This window comes from Parapedobacter pyrenivorans, assembly GCF_014636865.1.
GTDB classification, from domain to species: domain Bacteria; phylum Bacteroidota; class Bacteroidia; order Sphingobacteriales; family Sphingobacteriaceae; genus Parapedobacter; species Parapedobacter pyrenivorans.
Window position 1 is genome coordinate 426,853 of record NZ_BMER01000001.1, and the last position, 14,386, is coordinate 441,238.

12 protein-coding genes are annotated in these 14,386 nt (G+C 50.4%); 3 read left to right on the forward strand and 9 right to left on the reverse strand.

Annotation, left to right across the window (positions count from 1 at the left end; translation table 11 throughout):
• Position 1: 1 nt before the first annotated feature.
• Positions 2-1,036 carry a gliding motility lipoprotein GldB gene (gene gldB / locus IEV98_RS01660; RefSeq protein WP_188504199.1) on the reverse strand — a complete coding sequence of 345 codons (1,035 nt, stop codon included), beginning with the start codon at positions 1,034-1,036 and terminating at the stop codon, positions 2-4.
• A gap of 116 nt (positions 1,037-1,152) precedes the next feature.
• On the opposite strand from gldB, the gene IEV98_RS01665 reads away from it, so the two are divergent.
• The 3 genes from IEV98_RS01665 to IEV98_RS01675 are packed head-to-tail and all read left to right on the forward strand — an operon-like array spanning position 1,153 to position 4,100.
• Entirely contained in the window at positions 1,153-1,794 is a 642-nt protein-coding gene (locus IEV98_RS01665) for an outer membrane beta-barrel protein (protein ID WP_188504200.1), read from the forward strand.
• Positions 1,795-1,820: 26 nt separating this feature from the next.
• Positions 1,821-3,464, forward strand: a complete 1,644-nt coding sequence (locus tag IEV98_RS01670) for an NAD+ synthase (RefSeq protein WP_188504201.1) — start codon at positions 1,821-1,823, stop codon at positions 3,462-3,464.
• A gap of 60 nt (positions 3,465-3,524) precedes the next feature.
• Entirely contained in the window at positions 3,525-4,100 is a 576-nt protein-coding gene (locus IEV98_RS01675) for a DUF4136 domain-containing protein (RefSeq protein WP_188504202.1), read from the forward strand.
• Here the strand turns inward: IEV98_RS01675 and IEV98_RS01680 are convergent.
• From IEV98_RS01680 to IEV98_RS01715, 8 genes are all read right to left on the reverse strand, one after another.
• Positions 4,093-5,124 (reverse strand): GntR family transcriptional regulator, encoded by a 1,032-nt coding sequence (locus IEV98_RS01680; RefSeq protein WP_188506066.1) that lies wholly within the window; start codon positions 5,122-5,124, stop codon positions 4,093-4,095. The genes IEV98_RS01675 and IEV98_RS01680 overlap by 8 nt on opposite strands.
• Before the next feature lie 82 nt (positions 5,125-5,206).
• A complete protein-coding gene (locus IEV98_RS01685; protein WP_188504203.1) occupies positions 5,207-7,963 on the reverse strand; it encodes a glycosyl hydrolase in 2,757 nt (918 codons plus the stop codon).
• 10 nt (positions 7,964-7,973) lie between these two features.
• A complete protein-coding gene (gene rhaM, locus IEV98_RS01690; protein ID WP_188504204.1) occupies positions 7,974-8,288 on the reverse strand; it encodes an L-rhamnose mutarotase in 315 nt (104 codons plus the stop codon).
• 13 nt (positions 8,289-8,301) lie between these two features.
• Complete coding sequence (locus tag IEV98_RS01695; protein WP_188504205.1) at positions 8,302-10,041, reverse strand: alpha-L-rhamnosidase-related protein; 1,740 nt, start codon at positions 10,039-10,041, stop codon at positions 8,302-8,304.
• Positions 10,042-10,044: 3 nt separating this feature from the next.
• Positions 10,045-10,824 carry a 3-keto-disaccharide hydrolase gene (locus IEV98_RS01700; RefSeq protein ID WP_229738515.1) on the reverse strand — a complete coding sequence of 260 codons (780 nt, stop codon included), beginning with the start codon at positions 10,822-10,824 and terminating at the stop codon, positions 10,045-10,047.
• Between the two features lie 33 nt (positions 10,825-10,857).
• Complete coding sequence (locus tag IEV98_RS01705) at positions 10,858-12,015, reverse strand: Gfo/Idh/MocA family protein (RefSeq protein ID WP_188504207.1); 1,158 nt, start codon at positions 12,013-12,015, stop codon at positions 10,858-10,860.
• 43 nt (positions 12,016-12,058) lie between these two features.
• Positions 12,059-13,093 carry a sugar phosphate isomerase/epimerase family protein gene (locus tag IEV98_RS01710; RefSeq protein ID WP_188504208.1) on the reverse strand — a complete coding sequence of 345 codons (1,035 nt, stop codon included), beginning with the start codon at positions 13,091-13,093 and terminating at the stop codon, positions 12,059-12,061.
• A gap of 70 nt (positions 13,094-13,163) precedes the next feature.
• Positions 13,164-14,381: a cupin domain-containing protein gene (locus IEV98_RS01715; protein WP_188504209.1), complete on the reverse strand. Its 1,218-nt coding sequence runs from the start codon at positions 14,379-14,381 to the stop codon at positions 13,164-13,166.
• Positions 14,382-14,386: the final 5 nt, after the last annotated feature.

Consider the following 14,386-nt stretch of genomic DNA (forward strand, 5'->3'; position numbering starts at 1 on the left):
GTTATTTCCCTCGGTATCTCGCCCCATCCAATATCACTTGGGCATCCTTGATTTCCAATAATTCCTTTGGTGTCGTTTCGCGGTACCGGTCCATATATTGCCGTACGATGTTCCACCCGATGAAAACGCCGAGTTTCGGCGCCGACTCATTCTGTTCACCCAGTTCCGGTGTAAACGGCGCTTCGCTGAGGTATTTCTGTATCCGGTTATAATCCGATTCAAAGAGCAGGTTCTCCTGCAGAAACCACGCCCAGATATCCCGTTCGAAATGATTAGCCCACTCCCATTGCGATGCTGTATAACCGATTTTCAGGCTGTCTGCGACTTCCGGCATCACCTGATCCATGAGGTACAGTACCTTTCCTTGGTAAACCATATGCTGTAGCAACGTGACGTCCAACTCATCCTGCGGATACAGCTCTTCCCGGATATAACTCTCCGTTAGCCGCGGCACAATATTTTCCGGTGTGAAGCGTCGGGAAAGGTAGGCCGGTATACTTCCACGCAATGCGGGGTAAAACTTCGAATCAGCACCGAGAAACATGTCCAATCCAATGCCGATGTAATCTGCACCGATTGGGGTCTGGACGGCGAAACCGGAAAAAAAAGCAATGACCCGCGGAATAGGAATCGCTGGGAAGTAGTATTTCAGGTGCTTGAAGGCATCCGTCAGTCCGGCTTCTTGGATTGCCATGTCTGGGTAGGTTTCGTAAACACTGGCTTTCAACGCCTTAAAATCGTCCGTTGCAATTACTTGCGTTAATGACGACGCCAGCTGCATACTGTCCAACGGGTTGCCCGCTTCCAGCATATACTGCATGTAATCTGCATAGAAGTACCCATAATGCTCGATCCACTCCCGATTTTTCTGCACGATGTTGTCCGGGTCGAGGCTATCCAACGCTTTGTCAAAACGCTCAATGGTAATATCAACGTCAACATCGCTTACATCTACACGCTCACGTCTGCCGCACGAAAACAGAACGATAATCAAAAAAAAGCAATAACTTTGGCCTGCGTAGATTTTGCGCATCATTTTTGTTCATTAGTTGGCAACGAAGTTACGGATTTTGGTGGAACGCGGAGATATCCGGCTACCGGGCGGATGGTTCGGGATGTCGCTATCGACCAAACAGCTTAACATTTTTAATTATGTCAAAAAAAACGATACTCTTCTCCTTTTTTGCTTTACTGCTTACGTGCTCCTTCCAGCGCAGCAATGCGCAGGACTATTACAGTTCCACCTATCAGTATAAACCCATCTCCCTGGGCATTACATTTTCTCCGAATATGAGCTGGCTGCGCTACGGCGATGCCGATGGATACAAAAGCACTCCAAAATTCGGCTACGCATACGGCTTACTGGCCGATTTTGCATTCACGGAAAATTACTACTTCGCTACGGGATTGCTTATCAATACGCTGAATAACGAATCGGAATATACAGACCTTACCCATAGCTACCGGCTTCAATACGCCGAAATCCCGATATCGCTCAAATTGAAAAGCACGATGCGCTACTTCCGCAGCTATTACGGTCAATTTGGCTTTACCGGTGGAGTTAAACTCAACGCGAAGGAAAAAAAAACAGGAGATTCGTCGCGCAGTTCGATGGGCGACGATGCCGATTTCTTCCGATTGGCGCTGCAGATCGGCGGCGGTGTGGAATGGCAGCTTGACCACAACCTCTCGATGATGACCGGATTGAGTTTCAACAACGGCTTTACGCGGGTTATCAATAATGGCGAGCCCCGTAATTCATACGTAGCTTTCAATTTCGGGATATTCTTTTAATCATTCACCAAAATAGTGCGTCTAGCATGATTATCGCGTTAGCTCAGCTGAACTACCACATCGGGAATTTCGAACGCAATACCACCGCCATCACTTCGGCCATACAGGAAGCCAAAAACAAGGGTGCTGACATCGTGGTATTTGCCGAGCTGGCTATTGGCGGGTATCCCGCCAAGGACTTATTGCGCTCCCCGGCCTTTCTCGACGGATGCGAAAATTCGCTCGCTGAAATCGCATCCCAATGCCAGGGGATTGCCTGTATTATTGGAGCGCCGGTACGTAATACATCCGGGAAAGGCAAACCCCTGTATAATGCCGCCCTATTCATCGTCGACGGAAAGGTGCAGCAGGTCGTACACAAAGGTTTGCTTCCCGACTATGATGTGTTTGATGAGTACCGCTATTTCCAGCCGGCTGATGATTTTAAATGCATCACATACAAGGGCCGAAAAGTAGCACTCACCATCTGTGAGGACCTGTGGAATATTGCCGTACCGAAATTGTACCAACGGAGTCCGATGGATGTGCTGAAGGAGGAAAACCCGGACTTGATCATCAACATCGCTGCTTCTCCATTTTCGTATAATCAACTCCGGGAGCGGATGGAAGTGCTGCAGACACATGCTCAACAGGCCAATGTGCCGCTTTTATACCTCAACCAGATCGGCGCACATGCCGACATCATTTTTGACGGCCGCTCCATCGCCATGGATGCTTCCGGCGAACTGGTGGACATGATGGCTTCCTTTGAAGAACAACTGAACTATTACGAACTGGGCAATCGGACTGTTTCTGCATGGCATGGCCCGGTGACGGTGCTACCTCCACTGGATACGCCACTGATTCACCAAGCCCTGCTATTGGGAATCCGTGATTATTTTGCCAAATCGGGCTTTAAAAAAGCCGTGGTCGGACTATCAGGTGGCATCGATTCCGCTGTGGTCGCTGCCCTTGCCTGCGAAGCCCTTGGCGCCGAAAATGTGATGGCCGTGTTGATGCCGTCGGTTTATTCCAGTGACCACTCTGTAACCGACGCCTTGGATTTGGTGCGAAACGCCGGTTGCCGCCACGAGATTATCCCAATCCAGCCCATGGCCGGCGAATTTGAGCAAAGCCTCGGAACAGCCTTCGATGGATTACTCCCCGATGTCACCGAAGAAAATATCCAGGCCCGTATCCGCGGGACGCTATTGATGTCATTCTCCAATAAATTGGGTTATATCCTCCTCAATACCTCCAACAAAAGCGAGGCTGCCGTGGGTTACGGCACGTTGTATGGCGATATGGCGGGGGCACTGGGCGTTATCGGTGACGTATACAAAACACAGGTTTACCATTTGGCCAGTTACATCAACCGCGAGCGCGAGATCATCCCCCAGCATACCATTGTCAAACCGCCATCTGCGGAATTGCGCCCCGGACAAAAGGACAGCGATTCGCTACCGGACTATGAGCTACTGGATTCGGTACTCTTCCAATACATTGAGAACGAGAAAAGTGCGTTGCAAATCATTGCCCTGGGATTCGAAGAAACGTTGGTGCATCGGGTGCTCAATATGGTCGATCGAGCCGAATTCAAGCGTTTCCAATCCCCTCCGATACTACGCGTAAGCAGCAAAGCCTTTGGTGCGGGCAGGGCGATGCCTCTGGTGGCACGGTATCCGGCCTGATTAAACCATTGTAATCCTTCGTAGTCTAATCTCAGTAAACTAATTATTAGGAGCACGGCCATGAAACGGTTCATATTATATTTCATTCCCTTGATGGTATTGGCGTCTTGTTCATCGTATAAATACCATACAACCAAAATACAAGGCACCGATTTTTCACAATATCACACCTACGGTTGGCTGCCACCTGTAGATTCGTTGTCCAAATCGTATTTTGACAATGACATTGCCAATGCCAATATCTTGGAGACGGCCAACCGGGAGCTGGAAGCCCGGGGCCTGACCTACTCCAAAGCGAATCCCGATTTGCTCTTCCGTTATGTGGCCATTGTGAACAACAAGAGTCGGCCCATATATGGTGGGCATCCTTACGGCCCTTGGGGCATGTGGGGCTATAACCCATGGATGTGGGGCCCAGGATGGGGATTTGGTTATGGTTGGAACCGACCAGTGGGAAAAGAACGTTACCGCGCAGGCCATATCATCATCGAGGCGAGAGATAGGCGGTCCAACACCGTTATCTGGCAGGCGCGCGGCTCAGGTGAGGTCAGGAATCCGGAGCAGGCCATCAATGACCTGCCTGAGGTGGTGGCCGGTGTAATGGAGCAATTCCCTTTACGGGCGGTTGCTAAATAGAAGGCCGGAGTGTCAGGTAAAACGGCACTTCTTCATGGTTTTTCGAATTTTTCAGAATCAACTGGGCTGCGGCCTCGCCCATCTGTTTAAAATCAGTTGAGATGGTAGTGATTCCGTTGAGGATGAATTTCTTCAATGGCGTCTCATTGTACGAGATAATCCCCACGTCCTTGCCAATTTGCAGTTTCAGGGAAATCACCCGGTCCAGCAATTTCACCAGGTCATCTTCCATGAGATTGATATACACCTCTCCCTGCGATATCGGCTCGTCCGAAATGTCACTCACCAGCAAATGATTGAATGCATACTGCTGACAGAATCGATAGAAACCTTTGATGATCCCTTTGGGAAAATAGCTCCGATCAGGGAAGATAAGTTTCAAGGTGTGGTATTTACTCAGGTGAGCTTTGGCTTGTTCCAATGCGTTGTAAATATCCTTTTCAAAATCCTCGTACACGGCGGCATATTCTCCATCCACTTCGGGAACCAACTTATCCAAAAGCACCAACTTATCTTTGGGGATGGTATTGATAATCTCAGCGGCCTTATCGCGTCCTTCGATAAAGTGCGGGATAATCACATAATGGGTATATTCCTGTTTGAGGTTCTGCAGCAACCTCCGGAATAATGACAGATCATTGTTGTAGATGTAGAAATCTACCGCCGCATCACTGCCTATCGCTTTTACAAACGAATCGTAAACGATCTTCTTGTGTGCGCTCAGCTTATTGAAAAACAAGACGATATGCAGCTTTTGCTTGAAATCTGCATTGGCAATGTAGTAACCCTTGCCAGGAACCGACCCCAGCACCCCCAAATGCTTGAGGTGCTTGTATCCTTTTTCAGCCGTATCACGCGATATTTCAAGCACGTAGCTCAATTCATTAATGGAGGGGAGCATGTCATCCTTCTGGATCTTTCCTCCTTCAATCGCACTGATTACAGCATTGGCCAACTGCAGGTACTTGGGTGTTGCGGAATATTCGTTGATATGGATGTGTTCGAACACGGATACGGGCTTCATCATGACTAACGCTTATCGGAAACAGGAGCTACTGTGCTTATGCTTTCCAGCGCTAAAAATAAGAGGTAAAATCGACATTAATTTAATTTTCTTCCACTTTATACTGCACAATGGTCACCGGTCCGGCCAGGCCGGATGGCTGTACCGTCCATTGCGACGCATCGAAAGGTACGTAATCGATGCTCACGAAATTGATTTCATGGTAACGCCGCCATTCTACGCCCTTCCTGTCCATATCACGGATACGATTCGCCATCAAATTGGCGATTTCGATGCGGATGGTGTTGGTTCCGGGCTTTAGGAAGTCACCGATTTGCAGGTGAAAAGGTATGCTCCACGCGACTCCTGCATCCTGGTCATTGATATAAACGCGCGCACTTTCATAAACATTTTCCAACTCCAGGAGGTATATCACGTCATTTCGTTTATCGGCAAGTTCAAAAGACGTCTGGTATGTCGCTATCCCGCTAAAGGCGTGATACGTCGTATCGGTATACAACGTCCATGGAGCCAAGGTATCCTGGATAATGGGACTGGGCAGTTCAGGTCCGCCTTGTTTAAAGTCCAGTTTCCACCCCCTCGCAAGGGGCATTTCGCCAAGCCGCTTGCCAAGGTATCGCCAATCGGGCAACCGGTCTTCGACATCAGCTGCAAACTTGACGATAACGGATTCCCCTGGTTGAAGTTGTATCCTGATTCCGTGTTGTCCATCCTTGACGGAACAGGTCACCTTTCCAAACTGCCCACTTTGGGGATTCAGCACGATTGCCCCGTATTTTCCTGCCGCCCGAAAAGGCGTCCAGGTATCGATAGCATTGGCGTTGTGGTTAACAATGAAATAGTAGGTGCCATCCGATGTGCTACGGCGGATAAACTTTAGCCCATCATGCACCATTTGTTCACCTGCGACGCCGCGCAGCTCCAAAGCCTTGACGATATCAGGCGAAAGCACCATCCTGCTCTCCTTCGCTTGTTCCAGTAGCGCATTAAACTTGGCATGCTTGGTTTCATAAGCCCCTAATCCGGGCACATCCCCCGGGAGGGCCTGCAACAGCACCGTTGCCCCTTGCCGGGCAAGTTCCAACAGCTTTTCCAATGTTTCGACCGGCATGCGTCGTGTAACGGGCACCACCAATGCCTTATAGGGCGTATTGCCGGGAGCGGTGTGGATAAGCCCATCACGTACCTTCGCCTCTGCCAACAAGCCATCCGATATAAAATCCATCGAGTAACCCTGTTGCTGTAACTGCTTCACGGCTTCGTAGAAAGCGGTCGGATGTAACCAATCGTTGACGTTATGCACGGTGAATGGCATCATCCGCTCCTTGGGATTATCCCAATTATCATAGACAGGCCAATACAGCAGCAATTCATTATCCGGTTTGCCTGCCTGCAGCACGGACTGCACCCGCGTTATATACCCGTTGAGGCCAACCAGATGTGGCCACCAGCTGTTGGCCGGCACGAAATTAACAGAAGCATAAAACAACCATCCGGGCCAAGCTACCTCTTCTGGCGAATAGGTGATACCGTGATAGAAAACATGGTTTACACCGGAGAGAAAAGCCTGCTCGACTTCGGGTTTGCATTGCGACAGGGTAGTTTTGAAATGTTCTGTGAGCCAGGTAAACGTTTCGGACGACACCAGTTTTTTCCCGGTAATATTGGCCGCCGAAGCGGCAAACTTCAACAGGACTGGATCGGGATCGACATTTCGGATATCGGCGGTATCGCGACGCAAGCCGGGAATAGAGAAAAAACTGGAGCCGAAGGTTTCCACTTCGGGGATATCCACCGCAGCATATAAATCAATCAAGTTGCCCGGCGATCCATGGGCTTGATTTTTCGTCCTTGCCTTGTAACGATGAGCCCAATCCGTCCAAGGGTGCGTAAATTCTTCAAGCAACAATTCGGCAAATGTCTGCCGGTAATCGGACTTGAGTCTGCCCATGTATGCCGTGCTGTCTGCCGAAAGAAGTTCGCGGATGTGTAACCGCAGGTCGTACCCCCTTCGTCCTTGAAATTCTGCAAAGAAATCTTCCGTCCAGTCCGCACCATACACCTCATAGCTGTCATTATAGAATGCCCTCACACCCAATCGTCTCCGGCCAAACGCATCGTCAAAACGGGCGAGGTAGTGGTGAAGTGCCTTGCCAGAGAAAGGGTTGAGCGTAAACCCTTCACCACCAGGGGCAGCCCGCTTCACCTGTTGCCCTGTCTTGCCAGCAAACAGGGCGTACAGCTCCCAATTACCGTTATCTGGTATCCAATGCAACGTGCCATCGTCGGCCACGTTATCCGTCAATAGCAGTGGTTTTCCCACCTCGTCGTAGCCGGTAAGCGATTGCAGTACCGCCGATTGAAACTTCGGATCCTCGGGCGCGATCTTGCCTGCAAACGGTTGCCCGCCTTCTACGTGAAAAACACGGACGACGGCCCGGGTTGCTGCATCACTGACGCCCACCTGCGGTCCGCCGAAGGGCCATCCCGTACCCGTGGTGAGGTCGATACCCATATCCAGGCGATCAGCTTCATCAACGGTGTAACGGAATATATCCATCCACCTCGGCGATAGAAATGGAATGTACTTGTGCTCATAGTCCATCGCGCCATAAATCGGGGCTATTTCCATTCCGCCGAACCCGGCATCGGCATAGTCTCGTATCACCTGCGATACATTGTGTTCGTCGACGGCGTTGCCCATCCACCACCACCGCGCCCAGGGTTTGGCTTCCCGCCGTATTTCGGGCCATGGACCCGATTGTTGGGCCCAAAGCAGTTGCATTGCCCAGGATAGGACGAGAAAAGAAATCAGTAAAAATGCATGTTTCCCCATCATCGCAGCTCCGTTACTCCATGTAAAACACGGTCGTAAGCGGGATGCTTACCGGAGAATTGTCAGCCCTTGTTTCCATGATATCCGCCATGTATGCCCACCATCTTTGCATAATCGGATTGCTTCCCAGATCCTGTGAAGACTGCCCTGCCGCCTGTTGTTGTATGGCGAACAGGGTATTGGTTTCTTCATCCAGGAAAATTGAATAATCGCTAACGCCGTTTTCCTTCAATAAGTTAACCAATTCCGGCCAAATCGTATCATGTCGCCGTTTGTACTCTTCCTGGCATCCGGCCATCAGTTTCATCTTGAATGCGATCCGCTGCATACCGTGTATTTGTTTAGTGGGCGGATCCGTTGACGATGTTAACTTCCTTGGGTGCCTTGATCTCCGACTTTACTTGGCCATCGGATTGCTTGGTATGCTTCACATAGACCAGTCCGTAAGGCGTAGGAAAGGTTCCTTCGGCGTATTCCAAATCGCCCAGATGGGGAGTTATGGAAATCTGCTTGCTTCCCGGTGCAGTCACTTTGATACCCAACACATGTTCGGTAAGCCACGCGGTAGGTCCAGACGCCCATCCGTGGCACAGGCTATGCCGGAACCCGACGTAGCAATAGTCGCCATAATCACCATGGATATCTTTCTTTCCATCGGGCACCAACTCATCGATTCGCGATGCATTGGGTAGCCAATCCAGGTTAAAATCCTCCCAAAAAGTGGTAGCGCCCAGATCCAGCATTGCGCCCCAATAGCTCCGGATAACATCCAATGCCCCTTCGTAATTGCCCGCCTTCGCCATCGCCTGAAGCATATAGTAACCGTAGAACGTCGAGAAGTTTTTCGCTCCCGCTACAGCCAACACCTGCGTATTGGCTTGCGTTGCCGGCACCAAATCCGTCAATGCCATCAATGCCGCAGCTTGCTTGGACTGGCCCATTTTGGGTATATATTTCTTCAGGTTACTAACCGCACGTTCAGCGATTTGCCGCGTTTCGTCATCGCCCATTATTTCGCTTAATGTCGCCGCTGTTGAGAGAGACCAAATAGCCATGGCCTGTAGGCCAGCATGAACAGCCTCCGGATCCTCGCTCGACGGCCAATCGAGGAAGCGATTCCCATCCATCAGCTCCTTGCCGTCTGGTCCGATCTTGGCGGCAATCTGTTTTACCAGACCGGATAAGTAAGGTTGCTGCTGTTTAAGGTATTCCAGGTCGCCATGGTGCATATACCAGTCCTGATGCAGGATAATCCACCACATGGAATAGGTGCTGATACCGCTCATCCATCCCGGAAGGGGCGTTACATCCCTGGCCAAATCCAAGCTCTTCGGCACCACTTCATTGTATCCGAAGACCGTATTTACGGTTGCCACTTCGGGATGGAGGTCGCCTACCCATACCAGGCGATCGCGCTTGATGCCATCCCAAAGGTACTCCTGCATATTGAGGTGTACGGTATACGCTCCGGTCTTCCATATCTCGTTTAGCCGCTCATCGCTGCTTTTAAAAGACCCGAGGTAAGGAATATCACGGTAAGTAAAAATTGCCCTTACCTCTTTCAGGTGCAGTTCCGCATCGGCATCCAATAGGTCGATGCGGACAAAACGGAAGCCGCTTTCGCCCACCTGTATTTTCCCCAACCAGGGAACCTGCATGTCAAAATCACGGATGGCATGGTCATTGGCGGCCCCTTTTTCGCCGATTTCGGCCATTGCTTCACTCGCCGACTCCCCAAAGCGTACGCGGATATTCCGCGTGGTATTACCGGGCGACCACATGCCCGTGACAATTTCTAACCCACCGTGCAACTCCTTTCCAAAATCAAGCAATATACTCGCCGGCTTTCCGGTCTCATCATTTTTGAGCACGCAGATGCTTGCATTGGTCAGATCGGCCTGTCCATTCCCAGCTTTAAGGAGTTGATCGGTATTTTCGACATTGCCTGACTGCCATAGTACGCGATGCGGAGAAATGTACTCACGCGTCAATTCGTTGTGTTGGATAACCTCAACTTCTTGAGGGGATTGTGCATACCCATCGGCGGAAATGGCAACCAACAGCACTAGTAAAAGAAACATTCGTTATAGGTTTTTTAATTTTATGTTTCTGAAAGCAATTTTCATGGGTGGGCCCACATGAACCTGAAATCCAATCAAACCTTCGAGTTTGCGATTCTTTTCGTCGTCGTCCGTCACGTCGCTCATTAGCACGCCGTTTATGTAATGCTGTAAACGATTGCCTTTGGCGACGACTCGGAGTTCATTCCAGTCGTCCTGCTTGATGTGTTGCTTTAACGAATCTCGATTTCCCAACGAATCGATTTTTTCCCTGGCCGTCCAAATATTGCCTATGGCATATTCACTGATCTCCCCGTCTACGGATGGAAGGCGTACCTGCTCACCCGGAAACGCCAAGATGGCACGACCGCGTTCTTCATAATTTTGGCCGGTATACGTATTGGCCGCATCGATATCGGCCTGGTATCCCCGCAAGGCAAGCGGAAGATCCGCCAATTCCTCGCTGCGATAATTAAAACCGCTGTTGCCCTGTCCGCTCATCCGATATTCTGCAATCAATTCGAAGTCTGCCGGCCGGCCGCCTTCCCAGATAATGAACGAGTTCCTTTCCAGTTCTTTGCCTGGCCGTATCTCGCCGACAATTGCCTTGTCTTCCACGCGCCATAGCGCGGTATCTCCCCGCCAGCCGGACAAGCTGGTTCCATCAAAGAGGTCTATAAAATCCGATTGTGATGCTTCGTTCGTTGTTTCCGTTTGACTTCCACCAGAAGTACAGGCGCTGTACACGGACGCGGCTAATATCAATCCTCCGGTAGTTAAATAGGTCCGGAAACCTTTTGACATTCTTAACATGTTATATTGATTATCATATAATTTCTAATCGATCTCGACAGCGGTATCTTTCCAGCTGCGCGACTTGGCCGACTCGATAACTGCTTCACACACTTTTTGGGTCTCATATGCATTTTTGAAATCCGGCTGGCACGATTCACCGGTTTCGAGGCTTTTCATAAAATCGGCCACTTGATGAACAAAACTATGCTCGTAGCCAATTCCCAAGCCGGGCACCCACCATTTATCCATATAGGGATGATCACCATTCGTTACGTGGATAGAGCTCCACCCCTTCACATCCGAGTCTACGGCATTGTCAAAGTATTCCAATCGATTCAAGTCATGCAAATCCCAACGGATAGACGCATGTTCACCGTTGATTTCAAAGGTATAGAGCGCTTTGTGTCCGCGCGCGTAACGCGTTGATTCAAACAACCCCAACGACCCATTCGAAAACCGGCAGTGGAAGATACATGCATCATCAATACCCACATCCTGCATTTTGCCGGTATCGAGGTGTACCCGTTGCTTTACAAATGTTTCGGTCATTGCCGACACTTCAGTAATGCCTCCGTTCAACCACATGGCGGTATCAATGCAATGGGCAAGCAAATCACCGGTGACGCCAGACCCCGCGACATCGACATCCATCCGCCATGCAGCATCGCCACCTTGGGGTACATCGGCACTGATCGTCCAATCCTGCAGGAAATTTGCGCGGTAATGAAATATCTTACCCAATTTTCCCGAGGCCACAATCTTCTTAGCTAATGTAACAGCGGGCAGACGCCGGTAGTTGTACCACACGGTATTTGCAACGCCCGCCTTCGATACCGCATCAACCATCTGCTTTGCCTCCTCGAGGTTCCTCGCCAAGGGCTTTTCCGTGAGCACGATCTTGCCGGCCGCTGCAGCCGCAATCGCAATCTCCGCATGGAGGTGGTTGGGCGTACAGATGTCTACCGCATCAATATCATCGCGTGCGATCAGCTTACGCCAATCCGTTTCATAGGAAGCGAAGCCCCATTGTTCCGCAAACGCCTTCACTTTATCCTCCCGGCGCGAACACACGGCCTGCAGAACCGGCTGATACTGCAAATCAGGAAAGAAATTGGGTACCCGGTTATATCCGTTGGAATGGGTGCGGCCCATAAAACCGCAACCAATCAGTCCTATTCTCAATACTTTTTTATTACTCATCTGTTTTAGGATTTAATATCGTTGTTTTAGCTGTGTATTTCAATTATGCGCTCCAGCCATGCGCTTCGCGGACGCTGATCAACGCCGCCAAAATATCGTTCCACGTCTCTTGTTTATGCAACACTTCATTAGGAAACATACAGCCGTCCCAGCAGATGTGCTTGAACGCTTTGGTCAATTGACCATCTTCACCGCGCAGCCAGTAACCGGCATCGTGTGCAATATTCAGCTTCCCATTCGGATCGTTCGGCAAGCAATGACGCCCGGTCTTGTCGTGCGAACCTGAGCCAAAGACCGTCCCGTCGTTCTGTGCCACGTGGAAATCGATTGTCCAAGGACGCAGCGCCTTGGTGAGTGTCTGTAGCCCCTCTTCCAACGCCTGGCGGTCACTCCACTCGAAATCTGCCGGCAAAATCCGGTCTTCGGGCTGATTATACCCCAGCAAATACAGGAACGTGTGTGACATATCCGCCTGGAAGCCCATATTGGGCCGGTCAACCGCCTCCAATGTATTCAACATGGTCCGCCAGCTGTGCATGCCTCCCCAACAGATTTCTCCCTCAGCCGCTAGCTTTTCGCCATAGTCTGCCGCCACGTCGCACGCCTCGCGGAACGTTTCCGCGATTACTTTGGTATTTCCGGCCGGATCTTTTGCCCAATCGGCCGGTGAGCTGGAGGAGTCTATACGGACCACACCGAAAGGGCGAATGCCCATCTCGCGCAACTGCTGTCCAAACTCACATGCCTTGCGTACCATATCTACAAATACCGCGCGGCTTTCTTTACTTCCCATAGCCGATCCCGCCCAAATGGGAGCCACCAGAGAGCCGATTTTCAGGCCGTGAGCCGAAACTTTATCGGCCAGCCGCCTTACTTCGTCTTTTCCGCCATTGATGTCCACGTGTGGTTCCAGCAATCCAATATCCACCCCGTCAAACTTCACTCCATTCACTTCCGCTGCCGCCGTGTAGGCCAATAGGTCATCAAACGGAATCACAGGCTCGGAGCCTTCACCTTTACCCACGATTCCCGGCCACGTCGCATTGTATAGCTTCGGAAAATTGTTTTTTGTATCCATAACTCTTTTTTATTGATCTCTCGTTCCTAAATACGTTTACTTTTTATTCGTCGATATACCACGGTATCGATTAGGACAACACCAAGTCTGGATTCCCCGGACCAAAATGTTTCAACATGACGATTGGATCTGTTTTCGAGCGATTCACTATTTTCACTCCTGCCTGTGCTGCACGTTCGCTCACGAAGTATTCGTCGTGCGTCAACTGGCCATAACGGATCAGCGCCGGCGTTTCGATGTCCCATACGCCCATGGTGCCATGTCCTTGCATCATGATCATTCCATAAGCCGCGGCATCCCGGATGGTCACTGTTGCGCCCGGTAATACGGTCAATTCCTTCGCGCTGAACGCATCCGATTTATAGCATATCCACTTTTCAACATAACCGGCATTGCGCATTTCCTCTTCATGCTGTACCGGAATCGGCGCCATAAACCGGTTCTGCATGGTATTTGGATCAAGATTCAGCTCCCAGTCCAGCACATCGATCAGTTCGTCAAAATCACCGATTTTATTTTTCGGTGTGCCATTCCACAGCAATTCTTCGGGGATGATGGCTTCGTTCACCAAGGATTGGTACATCGCAAACACATCGGACGCCTTTTGCGGTTCATAAGTACAGAGGCTTCCGGGTGCATGAAGCAACCCCGGAGGAACATCCCATCCCGTACCCGGCTCAAGGCGGTACGCCTGTGAATAATTCGTGATCTTATTGTCGCCCTTCGTGAAGTTGACAAGACATTCGCGGATTTGATCCTTGGTTGTGCCCGGTGCCAAGCCTATAAACGTGTATGGATAATCACCTCCATGGTTATTCAATTGCGGCGGGAAGTAATAAGCCTCCGGTTTACCTTTTTGTCCGATGAGCGCAGCCTTTTCATCGTTATGGTGTACGTGATGAGGTAGAGGGCCCATGTTATCAAAAAACTTAGAATAAATCGGCCAACTTTGGTATTCATCCCAAAGACGGGAGCCAATCAGTTCGCCTTTCAACTCGTCAACTGCATCCTTCAATAGAAACTGCTGGGTGCGCCCGCCCTCTTCATAGACTACCGGACTAAGCCCTTCGTTTTCTCCCGTCAACGGACCATTTTTCGCCGGGGTTGTCGATGAAAACCAACGCTCATCTATGCCCCCACGTGCTCCACCGAGTACATAGTAATCGTCGGGATGAAGCTTGATCCGGCGGCCCGGTACGCAGAACGACCGGGGTACCCACGTCGGAGCCAGGCGTAATATCCCTTCCCCCTGTTCCAATGAACTCTTCGCTAACTTACTTGTTTCCATTTGAT

What these genes read in the sequence shown, in the direction of transcription:
- gldB (WP_188504199.1), bottom strand. Translation starts at nt 1,036, where the DNA reads ATGATGCGCAAAATCTACGCAGGCCAAAGTTATTGCTTTTTTTTGATT.
- IEV98_RS01665 (WP_188504200.1), top strand. Translation starts at nt 1,153, where the DNA reads ATGTCAAAAAAAACGATACTCTTCTCCTTTTTTGCTTTACTGCTTACG.
- IEV98_RS01670 (WP_188504201.1), top strand. Translation starts at nt 1,821, where the DNA reads ATGATTATCGCGTTAGCTCAGCTGAACTACCACATCGGGAATTTCGAA.
- IEV98_RS01675 (WP_188504202.1), top strand. Translation starts at nt 3,525, where the DNA reads ATGAAACGGTTCATATTATATTTCATTCCCTTGATGGTATTGGCGTCT.
- IEV98_RS01680 (WP_188506066.1), bottom strand. Translation starts at nt 5,124, where the DNA reads ATGAAGCCCGTATCCGTGTTCGAACACATCCATATCAACGAATATTCC.
- IEV98_RS01685 (WP_188504203.1), bottom strand. Translation starts at nt 7,963, where the DNA reads ATGATGGGGAAACATGCATTTTTACTGATTTCTTTTCTCGTCCTATCC.
- rhaM (WP_188504204.1), bottom strand. Translation starts at nt 8,288, where the DNA reads ATGCAGCGGATCGCATTCAAGATGAAACTGATGGCCGGATGCCAGGAA.
- IEV98_RS01695 (WP_188504205.1), bottom strand. Translation starts at nt 10,041, where the DNA reads ATGTTTCTTTTACTAGTGCTGTTGGTTGCCATTTCCGCCGATGGGTAT.
- IEV98_RS01700 (WP_229738515.1), bottom strand. Translation starts at nt 10,824, where the DNA reads ATGTCAAAAGGTTTCCGGACCTATTTAACTACCGGAGGATTGATATTA.
- IEV98_RS01705 (WP_188504207.1), bottom strand. Translation starts at nt 12,015, where the DNA reads ATGAGTAATAAAAAAGTATTGAGAATAGGACTGATTGGTTGCGGTTTT.
- IEV98_RS01710 (WP_188504208.1), bottom strand. Translation starts at nt 13,093, where the DNA reads ATGGATACAAAAAACAATTTTCCGAAGCTATACAATGCGACGTGGCCG.
- IEV98_RS01715 (WP_188504209.1), bottom strand. Translation starts at nt 14,381, where the DNA reads ATGGAAACAAGTAAGTTAGCGAAGAGTTCATTGGAACAGGGGGAAGGG.